Annotated in this window: 22 protein-coding genes; 5 read left to right on the forward strand and 17 right to left on the reverse strand. The window is 32.9% G+C overall.

The window, feature by feature from the left end; all coding sequences use genetic code 11:
* Positions 1-69 precede the first annotated feature (69 nt).
* Together QZN33_RS02760 and QZN33_RS02765 are read left to right on the forward strand one after the other, a co-directional pair.
* Positions 70-1,221: an NOP5/NOP56 family protein gene (locus tag QZN33_RS02760; protein ID WP_296789399.1), complete on the forward strand. Its 1,152-nt coding sequence runs from the start codon at positions 70-72 to the stop codon at positions 1,219-1,221.
* A 3-nt stretch (positions 1,222-1,224) separates the two neighbouring features.
* Positions 1,225-1,866, forward strand: coding sequence for a fibrillarin-like rRNA/tRNA 2'-O-methyltransferase (locus QZN33_RS02765; protein ID WP_296789400.1), 642 nt, complete (start codon positions 1,225-1,227; stop codon positions 1,864-1,866).
* Positions 1,867-2,518: 652 nt separating this feature from the next.
* Here the strand turns inward: QZN33_RS02765 and QZN33_RS02770 are convergent.
* The 10 genes from QZN33_RS02770 to QZN33_RS02815 form a co-directional block, all read right to left on the reverse strand.
* Positions 2,519-3,133 (reverse strand): phosphopantothenoylcysteine decarboxylase, encoded by a 615-nt coding sequence (locus tag QZN33_RS02770; RefSeq protein WP_296789401.1) that lies wholly within the window; start codon positions 3,131-3,133, stop codon positions 2,519-2,521.
* Between the two features lie 31 nt (positions 3,134-3,164).
* A complete protein-coding gene (locus QZN33_RS02775) occupies positions 3,165-3,674 on the reverse strand; it encodes a flavoprotein (RefSeq protein WP_296789402.1) in 510 nt (169 codons plus the stop codon).
* Positions 3,675-3,696: 22 nt separating this feature from the next.
* Positions 3,697-4,242, reverse strand: coding sequence for a PsbP-related protein (locus tag QZN33_RS02780; protein WP_296789403.1), 546 nt, complete (start codon positions 4,240-4,242; stop codon positions 3,697-3,699).
* A gap of 16 nt (positions 4,243-4,258) precedes the next feature.
* A complete protein-coding gene (locus tag QZN33_RS02785) occupies positions 4,259-4,975 on the reverse strand; it encodes an endoglucanase (protein WP_296789404.1) in 717 nt (238 codons plus the stop codon).
* 58 nt (positions 4,976-5,033) lie between these two features.
* Complete coding sequence (gene pheA / locus QZN33_RS02790) at positions 5,034-5,837, reverse strand: prephenate dehydratase (protein WP_296789473.1); 804 nt, start codon at positions 5,835-5,837, stop codon at positions 5,034-5,036.
* A 55-nt stretch (positions 5,838-5,892) separates the two neighbouring features.
* Positions 5,893-6,696 (reverse strand): CBS domain-containing protein, encoded by an 804-nt coding sequence (locus tag QZN33_RS02795; protein ID WP_296789405.1) that lies wholly within the window; start codon positions 6,694-6,696, stop codon positions 5,893-5,895.
* A 22-nt stretch (positions 6,697-6,718) separates the two neighbouring features.
* Positions 6,719-7,654, reverse strand: a complete 936-nt coding sequence (locus tag QZN33_RS02800) for a CBS domain-containing protein (protein ID WP_296789406.1) — start codon at positions 7,652-7,654, stop codon at positions 6,719-6,721.
* 61 nt (positions 7,655-7,715) lie between these two features.
* Positions 7,716-8,414, reverse strand: coding sequence for a 7-carboxy-7-deazaguanine synthase QueE (locus tag QZN33_RS02805; RefSeq protein WP_296789407.1), 699 nt, complete (start codon positions 8,412-8,414; stop codon positions 7,716-7,718).
* Positions 8,414-8,929, reverse strand: a complete 516-nt coding sequence (locus QZN33_RS02810) for a 6-pyruvoyl tetrahydropterin synthase family protein (RefSeq protein ID WP_296789408.1) — start codon at positions 8,927-8,929, stop codon at positions 8,414-8,416. Before QZN33_RS02810 ends, QZN33_RS02805 begins: the two co-directional genes overlap by 1 nt.
* A complete protein-coding gene (locus QZN33_RS02815) occupies positions 8,926-9,519 on the reverse strand; it encodes a DUF366 family protein (protein ID WP_296789409.1) in 594 nt (197 codons plus the stop codon). Before QZN33_RS02815 ends, QZN33_RS02810 begins: the two co-directional genes overlap by 4 nt.
* 90 nt (positions 9,520-9,609) lie before the next feature.
* Here QZN33_RS02815 and QZN33_RS02820 point away from each other — a divergent pair, with 90 nt between their 5' ends.
* The 3 genes from QZN33_RS02820 (at position 9,610) to QZN33_RS02830 (ending at position 13,336) form a co-directional block, all read left to right on the forward strand.
* Complete coding sequence (locus QZN33_RS02820) at positions 9,610-10,683, forward strand: DNA polymerase subunit beta (protein WP_296789410.1); 1,074 nt, start codon at positions 9,610-9,612, stop codon at positions 10,681-10,683.
* A gap of 244 nt (positions 10,684-10,927) precedes the next feature.
* Positions 10,928-12,412: a sodium-dependent transporter gene (locus QZN33_RS02825; RefSeq protein ID WP_296789411.1), complete on the forward strand. Its 1,485-nt coding sequence runs from the start codon at positions 10,928-10,930 to the stop codon at positions 12,410-12,412.
* A 129-nt stretch (positions 12,413-12,541) separates the two neighbouring features.
* Positions 12,542-13,336, forward strand: coding sequence for a Dna2/Cas4 domain-containing protein (locus QZN33_RS02830; protein WP_296789412.1), 795 nt, complete (start codon positions 12,542-12,544; stop codon positions 13,334-13,336).
* A 95-nt stretch (positions 13,337-13,431) separates the two neighbouring features.
* Here the strand turns inward: QZN33_RS02830 and QZN33_RS02835 are convergent, their stop codons facing one another.
* The 7 genes from QZN33_RS02835 to QZN33_RS02865 are packed head-to-tail and all read right to left on the reverse strand — an operon-like array spanning position 13,432 to position 18,842.
* Positions 13,432-14,091: a DUF5612 domain-containing protein gene (locus QZN33_RS02835; RefSeq protein WP_296789413.1), complete on the reverse strand. Its 660-nt coding sequence runs from the start codon at positions 14,089-14,091 to the stop codon at positions 13,432-13,434.
* A complete protein-coding gene (locus QZN33_RS02840; protein ID WP_296789414.1) occupies positions 14,084-14,347 on the reverse strand; it encodes an energy-converting hydrogenase B subunit P in 264 nt (87 codons plus the stop codon). Before QZN33_RS02840 ends, QZN33_RS02835 begins: the two co-directional genes overlap by 8 nt.
* A gap of 10 nt (positions 14,348-14,357) precedes the next feature.
* A complete protein-coding gene (locus QZN33_RS02845) occupies positions 14,358-15,356 on the reverse strand; it encodes a respiratory chain complex I subunit 1 family protein (protein WP_296789415.1) in 999 nt (332 codons plus the stop codon).
* Between the two features lie 3 nt (positions 15,357-15,359).
* The gene (locus QZN33_RS02850; RefSeq protein ID WP_296789416.1) at positions 15,360-16,487 is read right to left on the reverse strand and encodes a nickel-dependent hydrogenase large subunit; all 1,128 of its coding nucleotides are present in this window, start codon (positions 16,485-16,487) and stop codon (positions 15,360-15,362) included.
* Positions 16,488-16,499: 12 nt separating this feature from the next.
* Complete coding sequence (locus QZN33_RS02855; RefSeq protein WP_292742856.1) at positions 16,500-16,946, reverse strand: NADH-quinone oxidoreductase subunit B family protein; 447 nt, start codon at positions 16,944-16,946, stop codon at positions 16,500-16,502.
* Complete coding sequence (locus QZN33_RS02860) at positions 16,947-17,435, reverse strand: 4Fe-4S binding protein (RefSeq protein WP_296789417.1); 489 nt, start codon at positions 17,433-17,435, stop codon at positions 16,947-16,949.
* Positions 17,436-18,842 (reverse strand): 4Fe-4S binding protein, encoded by a 1,407-nt coding sequence (locus QZN33_RS02865; RefSeq protein WP_296789418.1) that lies wholly within the window; start codon positions 18,840-18,842, stop codon positions 17,436-17,438.
* Between the last annotated feature and the right edge of the window lie 9 nt (positions 18,843-18,851).

The following is an 18,851-nucleotide window of genomic DNA, read 5'->3' on the forward strand; positions in this document are numbered from 1 at the left end:
TAATTTAAATTTTAAATAAATTAAATCTTTTCATAATCTTTATTAAAAATAAAAAAAATAGTTTATTTCATGCAATGTTATATAACTTACTCAATTAAAGGATTTTTAGCTTTTAATAGTGATAATGAGTTAATTTGTGAAAAACCATTTCCTGAAAATGAAATAATAAATAGATTAGCCCAAATTGCAGAAAAACAAATCGTAGCTGAAGAACAGGAAATTATCGAAGAAGTATCAAAAGATTATGATGAGATAATTATCGAATCAAATAAAAGATTATCAGATTATTCCAGTGAAAAAATCATTATTCAAACACCAAATCAAGGCGGAGAATATCTGAGAGAAAATTATGATAAATTCGGACTTGATAAAGAAGAAATTACTGACATTTATCAAAGACTAGCGATTTATAAAATTAAAAAGGAATCTGCAAGTGAAGACAAGCATCTAATTCAAGCTATAAATTCAATTGATGAAATAGACGAAACAATTTCCAAATTAATTGAAAGAATTAGAGAATGGTATGCACTTTATTTCCCAGAAATGGAAGTAATCAGAAATAATGAGACCTATATCAGATTAATTTCACAAAACAAATCCAAAGAAAAGATTATGGAAGCCAAACCAGATGCATTTCCCGACAATTCCCTTGACCTTGATGATGATATCAATCCTCAAGACCTGGAGATAATGAACAAATACGCAAATTCCATTTATGAACTTCAAAACACAAGAAAGGACATTGAAGAATATATTGACAGCAAAATGGAATCAATTGCACCTAATTTAAAACTGATTGTCGGATCATCACTTGGAGCAAAACTGATTTCACACGCAGGCGGACTTAAACGCCTTGCAACATACCCTTCAAGTACAGTTCAGATAATGGGAGCTGAAAAAGCATTATTCAGACATCTGAAAAGTGGAGACAGGCCTCCAAAATACGGTCTGATCTATCAGCATCCACAGGTGCGCGGTGCTAAATGGTGGAATCGTGGAAAGATTGCCAGAATTCTTGCAAGTAAAATTTCACTGGCCGTCAGACGGGACGTCTTTACCAAAACATTTGATGAAAATGCATTCGAAGATTTTATTGCAAAAGTAGAAGAAATTGAAAAAAACAATCCTTTCCCAACTAAAACTACTAAAAAGAGGAAAGAAGAAAAGGGCAAATCAAAAAATAAGAAAAGAAAATCTAAAAAAAGAAAGAAAAGGAGATAAAGCATGAATGTTTATTTTAAAGATGGAAATATTGCCACAAAGAATTTAACTCCTGGAATTTCAGTTTATGGAGAAGAATTGATTATGGAGGATGTTGAATACAGGATATGGAATCCTAGACGTTCAAAATTAGCAGCCGCTCTTTTAAACGGGTTAGAAAATTTAGAGCTTCAGGACACTTCAAAAGTATTATACTTAGGTGCATCAACCGGAACCACCGTTTCACACATTTCTGATATTACAATCAATGGAAGAGTATATGCAGTAGAATTTTCACCAACAACAGCTAAAAAATTAGTTCGTCTTTCACATCAAAGACTTAACATTGCTCCGATTTTAGGTGATGCAACCAAACCAAAAGGATATTTGAATTTGGTTGAAAAATCAGATTTGGTATACTGCGATGTCGCCCAGCCAACACAAAGTGAACTATTTATGAAAAACATGAATTTATTCTCAAAAGATGATGGACTTGGTCTTTTAATGATAAAAGCCAGAAGTATTGATGTAGTACAAAAGCCTAAAAAGATATTCAAGGAACAAGAAAAGAAATTGAAAGAGAAAGGTTTTAAAATTATCGAAAAAGTAAAACTGGAACCTTACGAAAAAGACCATATTGCATTGTTAGTAGAAAAAAATTTTTAAAAAAAAACAAGGAATATTGATTGAAATTTAAGCTAAAAAATAGCTGTGAGAAATATAAAAAATTACTACAAAAAACACGAAAAAGTATTACTTAGATACCTTTTTATACTATGAAATAAAATATAAAATATGCTAATGCAAATAAAATAAAAGTTCATTGAAACGTCCTTTAGGTTGATTCACTCTATTAATCACTCCATTTAACTCAAGCCTAAAGGCATGAACTTATTTTATTGAATAAACTATTTTTAAGAGAAACATTTTCAAAGATTATTTTACATATTTTATTTTAAAAAGTATTACTTATTTATGCTCATTTTTTGATAAAAAAATAGATTTTTTACTAAAAAATTATTTCTTCAAATCCTACAAATTGAAAACAATATTGCACATAACATAAAATCATAATTTAAAAAATAGATTTATAACTAAAGATACATGAAAATTAGAACACATACCAAGTAATTTAGTTTAACCTAAAAAAATTAATACATTGAATTTTAGAAGAGAAATGAAACATCAGTTTAATTGATTATACACCCTACTAAATTATAACCTGCATCAAAATCTATAAAAATAAATACTCATTACATTAATATAAACAATACTTATTGAAAAAATTAGATATTGTAATAAGTAGATATGGATAAAGTTATATTTTTTTAGAAATTACGTCACAAATTGTTTTTGCAATTTCTTTTTTGGATGCCAGAGGCACAGATAACACATCATCATCAACAATCAGGACCTCATTGTTGTCTGACCCGAAATGACACTCATTTTTAGATATATCATTTGCAATTACAAGATCAGTACCCGCATCGACAATCTGTTTTCTTGCACACCCGATAATGTCTTCACGGGAGATGTTGAACTCTGCCTTAAATCCCACTAAAAAAATATCAGGATTATATTTTTTAATTTGGCGAATAGTTTTTGTAGTTGGTTTAAGATTCAAAAATAAAGAACTGCTGGAATCAATTTTTTTATCAGATTTTTGCCTGAATTCAAAATCTGACACAGCAGCTGTTGAAATAAAAATATCATAGTCCGGTACCAGATTCAAAATTACATCATTCATTTCGCTGCTTGTCTCAACACGAATGACATCAAAAACAGAAGGAATTTCAACACTGACATTAGCTACAACCAGTTTTAAATCTGCACCTCTGATATATGCTTCTTTAGCAAGTTCCAAACCCATCTTTCCGGAAGATTTATTGGTAATGCCTCTTACAGAATCAATAGGTTCATAAGTTCCACCCAAACTTATTAAAACTTTTTTTCCTTTAATAATATCAGTCCTTATGCAAGTTGATTGTTCTTAAAGATTCCAAAACAATATCTTCTTTTGAAGGGAATTTTGCTTTACCTTCATCCATTCTAGGCTTGATAAAAGTAGCGGAACCCTCCTCTTTGATTTTTTCTATATTTCCTTTAATGGCCTTATACATTGAGTCATGCATTGAAGGCACAAAAATTATTGGAGTATCATGACCATAAGCAGTGATTAAAAGAGTGGAAATCGGATTATCAGCCATTTTATATGCGAATTTAGAAATAGTATTCGCAGTAGCAGGGGCAACTAAAATCAGATCTTCCTGAGAATATTTGACATGTTCTATTTTGCCTGTCAGTTCAGTTACCACTTCATTGCCTGTTGCAAATTCCATTGCATTTGGAGTTATGATATCACAAGCTGCCTCGCTCATAAAACATTTTACCTCCAAATCATTTCTTCTAAGTTCACGAGCTAATTTAATTGATTCGGTAGCTGCAATACTACCTGTAACACATAAAACAATCATATAAACACCTTAAAAAAAAGAATTAGGTAATTTGAATATTTGATAATATATAATCAAAAACATACAAATTATCTTCGAATTTATCCAATGGAGCACTGTACATAATCACATAAGCCTGACCGCCTTTTTCAAACCAGACTGCCTTATGTTCCTTTTGAGCGCCGTTCTGAGTGGAAGTGTAAATATATTCAAAGGCTTCCATGCCGTCTATAGCTACATTACCTGATGAAACCAATTGGAACGAACTGTCTTTTTGCATTGATTTATAGGTATCATTTACAAATGTACCGAAATCGCCATCAATAGATTTCTTCTCAACAATTACACTGACCTGACCAATACCGAATGCATCAATTGAGTCCATTTTGGAAATAGCTAAAACTGAATAATTAGACAATGCCTGTGAGCTACCCCAATCAGAAGGATATTGGATTGTAATACCTCCTTTAGATAAAGTCATTATACTTATATCAGTTTTATTGTCTGCACTAGCTACAGCAGATACAGAAACCAATAATAATGAAAGCATTAAAATTACAATAGTTATTTTAAAAAGATTACCTCTCATAATATCACCTTATGGATTAATTATTAGATCCTCCACCATTTCCAGATTGACTGCTTGAGCCCGAATCAGACGAACTTTGAGAACTTTGAGAACTCTGAGAACTTTGAGACTGACTACTCTGTTGAGAACTCTGATAAGAACTGTCATAGGTAGTCTCGACATTACTATCATCAGAAGTTGTCTCTAAATTATTATTGCTATTATATGAATTATAGCTGTTATTATAAGTTTTAGTAGTTGTAGTGTTATTTAATTTAACATCATTTTTGAATTCAGGGAATGCAGTATCATCAACAACAGCTACATTTTCAGAGTCAGATATTGATCCGAAATCCAGATTGAAAATTCCGTATGCAGTACCGGCAGTAAAACCAATAACCAGTATCAATAACAATAATAATTTAAAGGTTCCACTATCCATAGCGGGCTTTTTCTTTTTATTATATTTTTCATCGGATTTTTTAGGATTTATAATATACTTCTGAACCAAGTCCTGTTCTTGTTTTTTCTTATTTTTGGTAGGTTTTCTTCTTCTTTTCTTTTGAGTATCTTTAGAGGATTTTCCTTGCATGGACCTAATTCTTCTTGTAGCTGCTTTAGCATCAATAGAATTTAGCTTGTCTTCATACTTGGATCTGAAATAACTGTATTTTTCAGCAGATATTTTTCCAGAATTATAATCGTCTTCTAAACTACTCATGATTTTTAGAAGTTTTTCTCTATCTTCTGACATGCCTACCCTCCCTGAATTGTACATGATTAATTTTATATAAACATTAATTTAAAGTTTCCTAAAATTCAGGATAAGAACCAAGAATTTTTAAATAATAAGTATTTTCTTCTATTTCGTTAATTATACCTTGAATTCTTTCATCTTTTACATGACCTTCAAAGTCAACGAAGAAAATATATTTTCCCAAACCCTGTTTGGACGGCCGGGATTCAATTTTTGTTAAGTTAACATTATTTTTTTCAAATATTCCCAATATATGATATAACTGACCCGGCTTATCCTCATAAATTGAAAATATTATGGATGTCTTGTCATTGCCGGTTATTTCAGAGTCTTTTTTTGAAAGGACAACAAATCTTGTCATATTATTATCCGTATCCTGAATATTAGCCTCAAGAATTTCCAAACCATACAGTTCAACTATTTTGGAATTTCCAATTGCCGCTTTTGTTTTATCTCCTTTAATATCCTTTGCAGCTCTTGCAGTACTGATTGCATAATGAGGCTGGATTTTATTTTTACTTATAAATTCCCTGCATTGTGCTATTGCCTGGGCATGAGAATAAACATCTTCAATATCTTCTATTTTACAACCTGGATTAACTATCAGATTTTGATTAATTGGGATAATAATTTCCTTATAAATTTTTAAATCAAAGTTATGGGCTAGTGAATCTAGTGTAATACCAACGGGTCCTTCAATTGAGTTTTCAATAGGAACAACACCATACACACATTCATCATTCTGAACGCTTTCCAAAACAGCGGGAATTGAACAATACGGTATTAATTCATCACCCACCATACTGGCAGCTTCGTGAGTAAATGTTCCTTTAGGACCTAAAAATGATGTTAATGTAATTTTTAAACCCCCTTAAAAATAAAAAAAAGTAGTATAGTTAAAAACTATACGAAATTTAAGATTCTAATTTTTCAATTAGTTTTAAAATATCTGTTTGAGTGATAATACCTACTACTTCATCATCCTCAACAACAGGCAAACCGTTAAATCCGGTTTCCATAATTATTTGAGACACTTCAGTAATAGACATATCTTTAGTTACAGATGTAGGATTAGAAGACATTATGTCTTCAACTAAAAGCTCTTTAATTTGAGATTTCTGGTATTTCTCAGGAACTTTTTTTCTAAAGTCAATGAAAGCTCTCATTAAGTCTTTAGATGTAATCATTCCAACGAGTTTACCATCATCTACAACAGGCACTCTTCCAACATGATTTTCAATCATTTGTCTTCTAGCATGAACAATTCTTTCAGTTGGAGATACTGTAACTAATTCTTTAGACATTACTTCTTTTACAGCTATTTTATCAAATGCAATTCCTGTTGCAAGTGTTACAAAATCTGCTTTGGAAACAATACCGACCATTTTTTCATCTTCATCAACGACCGGAACTGATCCTATTCCATTGTCCAGCATCAGTTTTGCAACATCTTCCAATTGCATTGTTTTTGGAACTGTAAATACATCTTTAACCATTACAGATGAAATATGAAGTCTTGATGCAGGCATGCTTTCATATTTTGAAGAACCAAGCTTGTTAGCTATGTCTCTTTCTGAAATAATACCAACTAATTCTTTATTATTGGTTACTGGTAAACGGGATACATTGTGTTTACGTAACAATTTTAAAGCATCAGAAAGATTTTGATCTTTGTCTACAGTGATTAAATCCTCAGACATCAAATTCTTGATTTGCATATTATCATCTCCTTTAAGTGTTTTAATATCTTTTAACTGCGTTTAAAATATCTCTTTCAGTAATAATACCCATTACTTTGTCATTTTTAACTACTGGCACTCCACCAATGTTCTTTTCAGCGAAGAGTTCGCATAAATCGCCAATAGTCATAGTTGGTTCGACAGTTACTGGGTCTTCAACCATTATTTCTGAAACGATGGTTTTTAAAACATCAGTTGCTAAATTGGAATTTAAGTTATCAAATAATTCTTTTGCATTAAGGAATCTTATTACATCAGTAGAAGTAAGGATACCTAATAATTTTTTAGCAGCTTTGGAAATATCTGCTTCACCACCAACAATAGGAATTCTTCTTAAACTGTTTCTTACCATGATTTTACATGCACCTTCCAAAGGTGTTCCAGGAGTTGTAGTGAAAACTTTAGTACTCATGTAATCTTGTACAGTTTCTTTTCCAGCCATACCTGCTAAAGATAAAGCAATATCTCTTTCAGTAACAATACCTGCGAGTTTTCCATCAGCATCAACTAAAGGAATAGCCCCTAATTGATTTGCTAACATTGCTTCTATGGTATCTGCAATTGAAGCTTTGCTGGATAATGTTATCAAATCACGAGTCATAATTTCTTTAACAGGTTCGTTAATAGCTGCTAAGAAGTTATCTTCATATTTTTTCTCAATAATGTTGAATTTTTTTCCTCCACCAAAGAAATCTAATATATCCATTACTGTTACAATACCTAATAACTTACCGGAACCTGGATCAGTAATTGGTAATCTTCTGAATTCGTGTTCCATCATTACTTTAGCAGTGTCTTTAATACTTTTTGAAGGAGGAATTGAAACTACATCTCGAGTTGCAATAGCCATGATGTCTCCTTCTTTATCATGAACTTTTGTCACACGTTCAACTGCACCTGTATTTGATTTTCTGTTAACGGATGTTTTATCTTTCATTTTCACACCTCAATTTACATTTGCACTTCAAAATTAAATAAAATCAATATTAAAAACAAAATTACTCAATATCCAAAATCTTATGGATTTGAGGAATGGTGGAAACTTCAAAATATTGCCCAACAATTTCAGAAAAACTAAATAATCTAAAATTAATATCTCTCCAGTCCCCTAATGGGCTAGAAGGTTGGATAATTATTTTAATGTTGCTTTTGTTTGAAATACTCTCAGATAATTTTTCAACTACCTCTTTAAATGACTTTATTTTTGTTGAAGGCAATATAACTACTTTACAATATACATTTATAGACTTTGCTATTAATAAATTTAGTGATTTAATCTCATTAATAAAAATACTTTCATCAAATTTCCCATCAAAATGCTCCGGAAGTTTAATATCCAGAGATACAATGTCCAATTTCTCAATTAAATCAATATTTTCCGGCAAAGTCCCGTTAGTTTCAAGCATTATATTTAAATTAAAATTTTTACTTACTTCGCTTATAAAATCAGGATATAAGCTAGGTTCACCTCCGGTAAATGAAATGGTTTTACAATCAGGAGTCAACAATTTATTAATTTCTTCTGACACTTCGCCAGGAGTCATTAATCTGCCTGCTTTTTCAGATTTACTTTCATTGGTGTCGCAGTAATTGCAGTTCAGATTACATCCTGCAAATCTAACGAAGATTTGTCTTTCGCCTATCAGCAGACCTTCACCTTGAAAAGATGAAAAGATTTCAATTATGGGAGCTTTCATTATAAATCTTTCCTGTACATAGCTCCCTGACCAATTCCTTCATTTACACAGACTGAAACATACTCGAGATTGTCGTAGGTTTCAGACAGTTTTCTTGCTAAAGTTTCAGCAAAGAATTTTGACAGCTCTTCAGCAGAACTATAAGGAAGAGGTAAAAATATACAATCTTCAGCAGGAATTGAATATCCTTTTCCATCAATTTTAAAGTGAACTGAACCTTCTTTTTTCAAATCAAAAATGGAATCTGATTTTTTATCGAAATCCTTAAAGTCTATTAACTTGTTATAGACCGGAATCAATAATCTGTGATCCAGTTCATCGCAAATTGCCTTTGTATATTTTTTAACATCTTTAAAATCTACTACAAAATCAAATTCACCAGCCCTTTCACCTTCAATTTCAACATCCACAAAATAGGAATGTCCATGAATAAATCCGCAGGATTCATGTCCTGGAATTACATGAGCTGATGAAAATCTTAAATTAGATTGAATACCATTAATTAAAAGTTTCATCCTAACACCTTAGTTTTACTTATATCATTTTCAATTGTTTCTATCTCATCAATAAAACGAGTTACAGTTTTGTTGATTAATTCTGAAAGATTATCCTGATTAAATACCTGTTTTTCATCTACTTTAATATCATACAATCCTATGGTTTCTACATCATTTGGAGTTCCTTTATCTTCCAGATTAAGTGCAAAATGAATTTTTGCAGAGCTTAGAGAAATACTTGCAATTGAAATGGAGAGTTTTCTATCATCAACGAATATGTCATCTCCCTCTCTTTTAGTTTTTACACCATATTCAGTTAATATTTCCCTGAATATCATTACAAGAAGCCTTTGTCTTAAATAGGCAATTCTCATATTCGGAGGCTGCTGGTCAAAAAACTCACAGATGAAATTAACCATATAGTTGGATTTGATTTCTAAACCGACATCAGCGAAATCCTTTAGATTGTCCGGAGTTATATTTACAGGACCAATCCATGTTATGATTGATGAACCGTATATTCCAAACTCCTGAAAAGCCCATGACGGGTCAATCTGACTTCCATCATATTCAAATATTTCATCAATATACTTATGAGTTATCATCATAAGATATTATTAGATTATATTTTATTTAAATATTGACATGACAATATTAATTAGTAATTAAATGAAAATGTTAAACAAGGAGTTATTAATATGGAACAAGTACGTACAAGAGATTTTATTTACACAACTGATGATTTATATTTTGCATCAACCAATTACATTCACCCGGAAAACAGAGTAATTTCATTTTTAAGATATATTCCGGACCCTGAAGGAGACCGTGAAAAAGACGGCAAAAGATATAGAAAAGTAGGTTCCGAAGAAGCATACTCATTTTTAAGGGAAAACTATCCTGATTATTTATATTTTTCAGACGTGACAAATGTGGAAATGATGGGCGTCCCGCTTGATAAAGTCGAAAGAATCATCAAACCTGAAAACAGATTATTAGGTCTTAAAAAGACTTTTGAAAGTGGAGGAGAAGTTAAAAATCCCGAACTGATTTCAAAACTGATGGATGTTGCAGACTTTTTCCATTTCATGGCAGACATTCCATATGATCACTTGGGAATTTCAGGTTCAATATTGCCTGGCCTTCAAAAAGATGACGTTTCCGATTTAGACTTTGTAGTTTACGGTCTGGACAATCACAGAAGGGCAATCGCTGCATTTAAAGAGCACAGAGGAAAAGAAGTTTACATTGAAGAGGTTGACAAACACATAACCGTTGAAGGAATCACCAATGATTACTGGGATTTCGTATACGATAAAAGGATGTTTGATTCAAGCCTAACCAAAGAAGAATTCAGATGGTATGAAAACAGAAAAGCAAACAGGGGAACAATCAACGGAACACTATTCGATATTCTTGCTACCAAAGACTACGATGAAATTGAAGGAACATGGGGAGATACAGTTTACGAGCCACAGGGAATAGCCAAAATCGAGTGTGACATTGTAAGCGCACTTGGTGCATTCGACAATCCTTCACTTTACACAATCGAAAACGTTGAAGTTTTAGAAGGTGCGGATGTTGAGTTTACAGAAGTCGTTTCATTTACACACACATATGCAGGCGAAGTTATTGACGGCGAACATGTAATTGCTAAAGGTAAAGTGGAAAAAGTCATTGTAAACGGCGAATTTAGAAATTACAGACTTGTTGTTGGAACAACCCGTGAAGCTATTGACGAATATCTGAAACTTAAGGAAAGTCCCGCTTAAACTTAAATTATTACACCCAACTATCCCACCACCTTCTTTTTTAAACAAAAATATAAAAATCCACACCATAATTATTAACTTTTCATAATTTTATCAAAACGAATATTATTCATTTAAAAAAATAACCATTATGAAGATTATTCAACTATTTTTAAGAAAAAATAACAGGAATTAATGAAAAATAAAACAAATACTATATAAACTTCAATGACAAAAATAATACTATTTAATTGAATGTGATAAAATGAGTGGACATGAAAAACAAGAATGGAATAGTAATTTTGCATTTATGATGGCAATGATCGGGTCCGCTGTTGGTTTAGGAAATATCTGGCGTTTCCCAAATGTTTTATATTCCAATGGTGGAGGATCATTCATGATTCCCTACATTGTTTCACTGTTTCTCCTAGGAATTTCCTTTGTATTGGTGGAATATGCAGTAGGATTTAAATTCAAAAAGTCAATTGCAAGAATATTATTCACAATTAAAGAAAAATTAGAACCCGTAGCATGGTTTATTTTATTAATCGTATTTTTAATAACAACATACTATGTTTGTGTAGTCGGATGGGACTTAATTTATATAGTTTTAAGTTTTACAAAAGCATGGGGTGCAAACCCAGATTTATACTTCTCAAATAACGTATTACATGCAACAGATTCCGTTTCAGGAATATTTACAATTGTTCCTAACGTGCTTGTTTCAGTATTCATAATCTGGTTATCTGCATGTTTAATCCTTAGAAGAAATTTAAATGACGGAATTGGAAAAGTCAGCCAAATCCTATTGCCTTTATTATGTATAATTGTAATAGGAATTGTAGCATTTTCCCTGACATTGCCTGGTGCATCAATCGGATATACTCAGATTTTTACACCTAACTGGAGTGCATTGGGAAATCTGGACGTATGGCTGGCGGCATTCGGACAAATCGTATTTTCCTTAAGTTTAGGTATGGCAATAGCTATGACATATGCAAGCTACCTGCCTGAAGGTTCAAAATTAGTGGACAATGCAGTTGTAGTTGCATTTTCAAATTCCGGTTTTGAAGTCTTCAATTCAATTGGAATTTTCTCAATTTTAGGATTTATGGCATTATCCAGCGGAATTCCATTCAATGAACTAGTAACTGAAGGAACTGGCCTTGCATTTGTAGTTTTCCCACAAGTATTTAATATAATGGGTCCTGCAGCATATGTTGTTGCACCGTTATTCTTCCTGTGCATTCTCTTTGCAGGAATTACATCCGTCATTGCACTTCTTGAAGGAGTTTGTTATTCAATTTCTGAAAAATTCCTTATTGAACGTAAAAAGACCGCAACTGTAGTATGTATCGTTGGATTTTTAATATCATGTATTTTTGCAACAGGCATTGGAAGTACACTCCTTGGAGTATTTGACGGATTCTTAAATAACTTCGCTTTGCTGTTTGCAGTACTTCTAGAATGTATCATCTTCGGATGGATTTACAAATTTGATGACCTGATTGAAACATTAAATAACAATTCATCAATCAAAGTAGGAAAAACCTGGAAAACTGTAATCAAATACATATTACCTATCTGTATTTTAGGATTATGGATTCAGGGAATTTATTCCACCGCAAAAACTGCAGACGGATTAAGCACAACAGTAATGATTATATTAACAATAGTGCTAATAGTAGTTCCAATTATCTTTACAAAATTGCCTGCAATTAATAAAGATTACTACAACGTGGAAAATTAACTTCAAATAGCTAAAATATTAGCTATTTCCTTTTTTTATTTTATTTAAAACAATTTAAGCCATTTATAACTTCTTAATTTATATATTATTAGAATCTAACTAATATTACGCAATTTAAGAGGTTATACTATGATGAATATATCTTCAATAAAAACACACATGTACTGTCCCATGAAACTATACATCCAGAACCATGTAGATATTAACGAAAACAAAGATTACCAACTTGCAATTGAGATAAAAAAGCTTAAAATTGACATCCAGGATTTGATTCACAAAAACATGCGCAAAATCAAAAAAGAAATGCACATAGTTGAAATCGAACAGATATTATCTGACAATATTGATTCATACATAAGAAGCACTGCAGACGCAATCAGATCCATGAATTTAGGAATTGAATCATCCCAAATCAGCCAAATTATTGATGATACCTACTTTAACATTAAAATTAAGGCCCTTCAGATTAAACAGTCCATGATGATTTTTGACAAACATGCATTTGAAATTATCGACATGTTTTTTCCAAACTCAATGTATTCCTACCTGTTAAAAGACCCCCAAGTCGAATTAATAGGTATGTGTGATAAAATAGAGATAATCGACGGAAATTACTATCCAGTAATCCTTAAAAGCTCAAATCCCCCAGTCAAAGGTGTTTGGGACCAGGATGCTATTGAACTTGTTGCATGTGCAATCCTCATTGAAGAAGAATTCGGAACAGATGTTTATGTTGGTTTTGTTGATTATGACAAAATTGGAGATAGAAGACCTGTTGTAATGGATATCAATCTCAGAAAAAGTCTGTTTGATATTATGCGCGAAGTTAAAGAGATAACAGATAATAAAAAACTTCCAAATGTTGAAAAAAATGTAAAAAAATGTGAAAAATGCAAATATCATGACATCTGCATAAAAGATTAAAAAAAGAATTAATCAAAGCAAATAAGGATATTAATCCTTATTCGCTTTTAAAGGAGTTAAATAAATAACTCCCCTATATGTCCATAAACATGAAGTTAAAATTTGATATTGTCACCTAATCTTTTAATATCAAAAACGGCAGTGTCAGCAACAGACATTACTGCCAAAACACCTGCCTGAATAGGATCAGTTATTATTAAATCAGCATATTCTGTTACACTTCCAGGCATATTTAGGGATATCACTGTTAAATTACTTTGTTCTTTAACATTTTTAACTGCTTTGGTAATCTCCCCACCCATAAGTGAACCTGCAAGTACCAATGCACTTACACGAGGCAATCTGGAAATAGCTTCAACAGCTTCAGATATATTTTTTTCACCAACTAATGGAATTGTATCTATACTTATGCGTTCTCCGCGTATATTGTGCCTGTCAGCTTCAGTGATTGCACCCATTGCAACCTGAGATACCTGTGCTCCGCCACCAACAATGATAATACGTTTTCCATAAATGTCTAATTGAGAACCGTGCAACTCTACAGTTTTTACTTCAGAAATATTTTCTAAATCTGAAAGCAAACATTCAATGTCTTCAACATGTTCGAGTTCCAGATTAATGGAACCGACATTGTTTTTTTCAACAAAAAGATGAACATAACTAATATTAGCACCATGATTAGTGATAACATCAGTAATATCATCTAAAACACCTTTTTTCTCATTAGTTTTTATTGTTAAAGTATAATCATTCATTTTTTGGCCTTACTTTATCAAGTTCTGCATGAGCTCTTTTCCACATACTTAAAAAATTATCATTTTTTGAAACAGGAATTACATCAAGACCTAACTGCCTGTGCTCTTCAATCCATTCTTCATGGAAAACTGGTATTTCTATTTTGATTGGTTCAGAGGTTTTATTTACAATGATAAGATTCCTGTAAGGAAAATCCCATTCTACAATGTATCCTGCAAGACTTACTATATGATATGGTCTCATAACAAATTTCAAATAAATCACCTCATAATAATCCAAGTACAATAGATAAAATTCCAAGCAATGTAGTACCAAGTATTGTTGGCAACAACTGCCTGTTTGTAAATACAGGGCTGAATGCTGAAAATATTCCCATCATAAATACGAATATCAATGCAACTGCGATATTAACCAAAATTCCCCATGAAAATATGTTTGGAGGTATTCCAATGAACAGTACTGAAAATACAGCACCAAGTACAAACATGAAAAATCCTCTGGTTAAATATACAACCGCACGGTATTTAGCTGCATATTCCATATATGGTCCTTCAATAACATCACATTTTGCTTTAATTATTGAAAATGGATATTCGTTCAATAGAATCATGTAACCAATGAAAAATACAATAGCTGCAATTCCACCAGCCACAGTGAATAGGAATGGCCCATGTGCGTGCTGATAAGCTACAATATCAGGTAAAAATATGCTTCTTGAAGCAGTTACCGGTGCAAACAATGCAAGGTATAACGGGAAAGATCCGTAAGTAATCATTCTTAAAGACCTTCTTGCACTGATATCTTCGATAAATGACCTGTTTGCATTATTGTGAACTGCACCTTTAATCTGGTCAGGGAAAGGCATATTAACAGACATGACTGATTTTGATAATGCACCCATAAGCACATAACATATTTCTTCAACTTTTAAAAATCCAACAATAGCAACCAAGCTTGCAAGAGCAGGGATTTTATATGCCTGAGGTGTTAATGCAATAAGAATACATAAAACCACTATAAAACATATTATCGGCAACGCTTTATAAAGTCCAGGAACCGGAGAGGAAACCTCTACATTTTCTTTAAACATGAATTTGATTGGTGCCATTATTCCCGGAGCAGTTACATACGGTCCGATTCTTTGCTGAATTCTTGCATGAATATATTTACGTTCAATTCCCGGAAGTAATGTTGAAATTACAAAACAAACAAGAACAGTGAGAACTACTGCGATAACTGAATCGATTAATGCATTTCCAAACATTTTCTACCTCCTGATGATTTCTATTGCTCTGTCTGTACATGTAAAACAAGGGTCACATTGTACAATACATAATTGAGCATCAGTAATTTGGTCTCCAATACATGCATACTGCATTGCACCAATATTTGCCATTGATGGAGTTCTAATAATACTGTGCCTTACTCTTCCGCTTTCAAGCGCATAGGAATGGTATAAAGTTCCTCTTGGAACTTCAATATAACTTTCAATAATATCAGTGTCAAACATTTCCCAATCCCTGTTGACTACTTTACCTTCAGGAATATTGGCAATTGCCTGACGGATAATATTAATTGCTTCAAATGATTCCAATGCCCTCATAATTAAGTTTGATTTTACATCCCCGTCAGGTTGGGTTATTACATTAAAATCAAAATCATCATATTCGAACATTGTTGTTCTTAAATCTCTTGCAACACCTGTTGCTCTTAATGTCGGTCCGGTTACAGCCAGTTCAATAGCCTGTTTTTGTGGAAGTACACCGATACCGGTAACCCTGGAAAGCAGTATTGAATCTGCCATAAATCTTTCAACAAATCCTGTAAGACCTTCTTCAAGTGCATCCATATCGTTTTTGAGTCTTAATAATTTAGCTTCATCCAGATCACATCTTGGTCTTACTCCACCCAGTACAGAACATCCGTATTGAACTCTGTTACCTCCAATCATTGCAAGAAGTTCCATTACGATTTCCCTTAAATAGAATACTCTCATGGAAAATGTTTCATGAGACAGTACCTCACAACCGTGTGCTAAATACAAGAAGTGTGAATGTAAACGTTCAAGTTCACTCATAATTACTCGAATATATTTAGCTCTCTCTGGAATTTCAATACCTAAACCTATTTCAGCAGTTCTGCAGGAGTTCCATATATGTGCATTAGAACAGATTCCGCAAATTTTTTCAGTAAGGGCATTTGCTTTTTCAACAGGAAGACCTTCCATAATTCTTTCAATTCCCCTATGATTTACACCAATAGTGATTTCCGCTTCCTGAACTATTTCATCTTCAACGAAAAATCTTACCCTATATGGTTCCAATGCAGCAGGGTGAACTGTACCCATTGGAATTTCAGTTTCAATAATATTACTTCTTGGTACTTTTTCATCCATTTAATCCCCTCTTTAATCCGCATCCAATAATGTAGGTAACAGGGAAACTACTCCTGCTAAAACATCTTGTGGCCTTACAGCACAACCAGGAACTTTCGCAGCTACTGGTATAATATTTTCGACTGGTCCTTCAATTTCTTCAGACGGAATATCTCCATAACAGTTTTTGTATACTCCACCCATTAAAGCACAACTTCCTGCAGCTACAACTAATTTAGGATTAGGAATAGCTTCATATATTTCTTCTAAAGGTTTTCTATTCAAGTGAGTAACCGGTCCTGTGACAACCAATACATCGGCTTCACGAGGATTCCATGTTAAAAACACATTATATTGCTCAGCATCGAATCTAGGTGATAATATTGAGTTTACAATTTCAATATCGCATCCGTTACATCCGCCAGTGTAAACCAGCATGACATGTATTGCTCGTGCTCTTGAAAATGATTTAAGACCCATCTAATCACCTTCCTCTCTATTTTTCAATACTGTATTGTCAGATAAATATTGTGCAATAAACTTAAGTTTATCATCTGAAATTTTAAACGGCTGATCTATTAAATCTGAAACGTCAACTTCCTGGTCCCCAACACAGCTTGGGTGTATTGTTCCTTTTTCACCATAAAGGGAATATACAGGACAGAAATCATGACAATAGTAACAGACAACACATTTTTCAAGATTAATTTCAGGTACTTCTGTTTTAGTCCATCCGTCAGTTATCTTTACTGGACTTGCTAATTTTTTCATCTCCACTGCACCTGTCGGACAGACATTGGCACAACCTGCACATCCTATGCAGGCCTTATCATCAACCCTGTCATCCACTTCTACAGAAAGTGTTGAGATTTGCCTTTTCAGTTCCATGTCTGTGACTCTATCAGCTGCAAAAAAGATTCTTTTAAAGTTAGTAAATGCTCCTTCTAAAGCTATTCTTAGTATACTCATTTAAATACCCTCTATTGAATCTTTAAAATTTCTTTCGAATAAAAATGCTTTTGCAGGGCATGCATTCTTACAGGCTCCGCAATAGGTACATTTTTCTTCATTAACTACGTAATTACCATCAATCTCATCGATTGCATCATATGAACAGATTCCGTGACAAACTCCACAATGCATACATAATTTCTGTTCGATGAAGTTAAATCCATCGGTAATTTCATTTTTATACATTGTAGATTTTGGAATTGCATCAACCGGACAGTGAACCGCACAATTTTCACACAATATACATTTATCCAGTTTGACAGATATTGTGCCCCTGTGCAGAGTAATTGCATCTTCCTGACATACTTCCACACATATTCCGCAGGAAATACAATCATCAGTGACTTTACCGTCCCATGTATGAGTCATGTACTGGCGAGCCTGTGCATCATCACAGACCTGCACACATTTACCGCAACTTACACAGAATCCTGACAATGCAGGCAATTCCACATCATCAAATTCATCATAAATAAACATTTCATCGTCTTCAGTCAATGTGCGAACAGGACATGAAGCGATTGCAATGGCATGAGATACATTTTCTGTATCTGATGTCGGATCATATCTTAGTTTGCCGTCAACGTTTTTAAGAGATTCGTTTTCACATAAATCTGCACATAATCCGCAGTTTAGACAGGATATGATTTTTCCGGATGCCTTCTGATTGATTTTATTTACAATAATCTCGAAGTTATCCACTGAAATCGCATTGTGAGGACAGGCTTTCATACAGTTTAGACAAAGTGTACATGTAGATTTGTTTACCATCTGATGTTTATTCATTGATTCATTTGGACAAACATCACTACATAACCTGCATTCACGGCATATTCCTTCATCACGGTCGACTTTAACGTGAATCGCTCCAGTAGGACAGTATTCTTCGCATCTTCCGCAAAGAATACATTTATCGGTGTCTGTTCCGAAATAGCTTCTTGAAACCTCGGTTATTAAATTCTCAGGTTTGTGAGGAACACCTTTTAGAGGAGGATTCAATACATTCATTGATTTAATTAAAGTAATCTGTTTGTCTCTTTCAAGATCAAAACCATCTACACGGTAATCAGGATATTTTTCAGCACAAACTCCGCAACGTGAACAGATTCCATAAACAACACCTTCTTCTATTGTGATATTGTCTGTTGGGCAGTTGTACATACACATTCCACAACCGTTACATTTAGCTCTGTCTACAACATATCCTCCATAACTATTCTGGAATATTGCTCCGTTAGGACAGTTTTTACAACATATTCCACATGTAAGACAGCTAAATGCTTTTCCATTAACTAATCTGATAGATTTTGTAGGGCATGATTTAATACACTCTTCATTTTCACAATTATTAGTTGATAAAAACATGATAAAACC

The sequence above is a fragment of the uncultured Methanobrevibacter sp. genome (genome assembly GCF_900314615.1).
Taxonomy (GTDB): domain Archaea; phylum Methanobacteriota; class Methanobacteria; order Methanobacteriales; family Methanobacteriaceae; genus Methanocatella.

Bases quoted from the DNA above. Each gene is read 5' to 3' on its own strand.
- QZN33_RS02760 (WP_296789399.1), top strand. From the start codon at position 70: ATGCAATGTTATATAACTTACTCAATTAAAGGATTTTTAGCTTTTAAT.
- QZN33_RS02765 (WP_296789400.1), top strand. From the start codon at position 1,225: ATGAATGTTTATTTTAAAGATGGAAATATTGCCACAAAGAATTTAACT.
- QZN33_RS02775 (WP_296789402.1), bottom strand. From the start codon at position 3,674: ATGATTGTTTTATGTGTTACAGGTAGTATTGCAGCTACCGAATCAATT.
- QZN33_RS02780 (WP_296789403.1), bottom strand. From the start codon at position 4,242: ATGAGAGGTAATCTTTTTAAAATAACTATTGTAATTTTAATGCTTTCA.
- QZN33_RS02785 (WP_296789404.1), bottom strand. From the start codon at position 4,975: ATGTCAGAAGATAGAGAAAAACTTCTAAAAATCATGAGTAGTTTAGAA.
- QZN33_RS02795 (WP_296789405.1), bottom strand. From the start codon at position 6,696: ATGCAAATCAAGAATTTGATGTCTGAGGATTTAATCACTGTAGACAAA.
- QZN33_RS02800 (WP_296789406.1), bottom strand. From the start codon at position 7,654: ATGAAAGATAAAACATCCGTTAACAGAAAATCAAATACAGGTGCAGTT.
- QZN33_RS02805 (WP_296789407.1), bottom strand. From the start codon at position 8,414: ATGAAAGCTCCCATAATTGAAATCTTTTCATCTTTTCAAGGTGAAGGT.
- QZN33_RS02810 (WP_296789408.1), bottom strand. From the start codon at position 8,929: ATGAAACTTTTAATTAATGGTATTCAATCTAATTTAAGATTTTCATCA.
- QZN33_RS02815 (WP_296789409.1), bottom strand. From the start codon at position 9,519: ATGATGATAACTCATAAGTATATTGATGAAATATTTGAATATGATGGA.
- QZN33_RS02820 (WP_296789410.1), top strand. From the start codon at position 9,610: ATGGAACAAGTACGTACAAGAGATTTTATTTACACAACTGATGATTTA.
- QZN33_RS02825 (WP_296789411.1), top strand. From the start codon at position 10,928: ATGAGTGGACATGAAAAACAAGAATGGAATAGTAATTTTGCATTTATG.
- QZN33_RS02830 (WP_296789412.1), top strand. From the start codon at position 12,542: ATGATGAATATATCTTCAATAAAAACACACATGTACTGTCCCATGAAA.
- QZN33_RS02835 (WP_296789413.1), bottom strand. From the start codon at position 14,091: ATGAATGATTATACTTTAACAATAAAAACTAATGAGAAAAAAGGTGTT.
- QZN33_RS02845 (WP_296789415.1), bottom strand. From the start codon at position 15,356: ATGTTTGGAAATGCATTAATCGATTCAGTTATCGCAGTAGTTCTCACT.
- QZN33_RS02850 (WP_296789416.1), bottom strand. From the start codon at position 16,487: ATGGATGAAAAAGTACCAAGAAGTAATATTATTGAAACTGAAATTCCA.
- QZN33_RS02855 (WP_292742856.1), bottom strand. From the start codon at position 16,946: ATGGGTCTTAAATCATTTTCAAGAGCACGAGCAATACATGTCATGCTG.
- QZN33_RS02860 (WP_296789417.1), bottom strand. From the start codon at position 17,435: ATGAGTATACTAAGAATAGCTTTAGAAGGAGCATTTACTAACTTTAAA.
- QZN33_RS02865 (WP_296789418.1), bottom strand. From the start codon at position 18,842: ATGTTTTTATCAACTAATAATTGTGAAAATGAAGAGTGTATTAAATCA.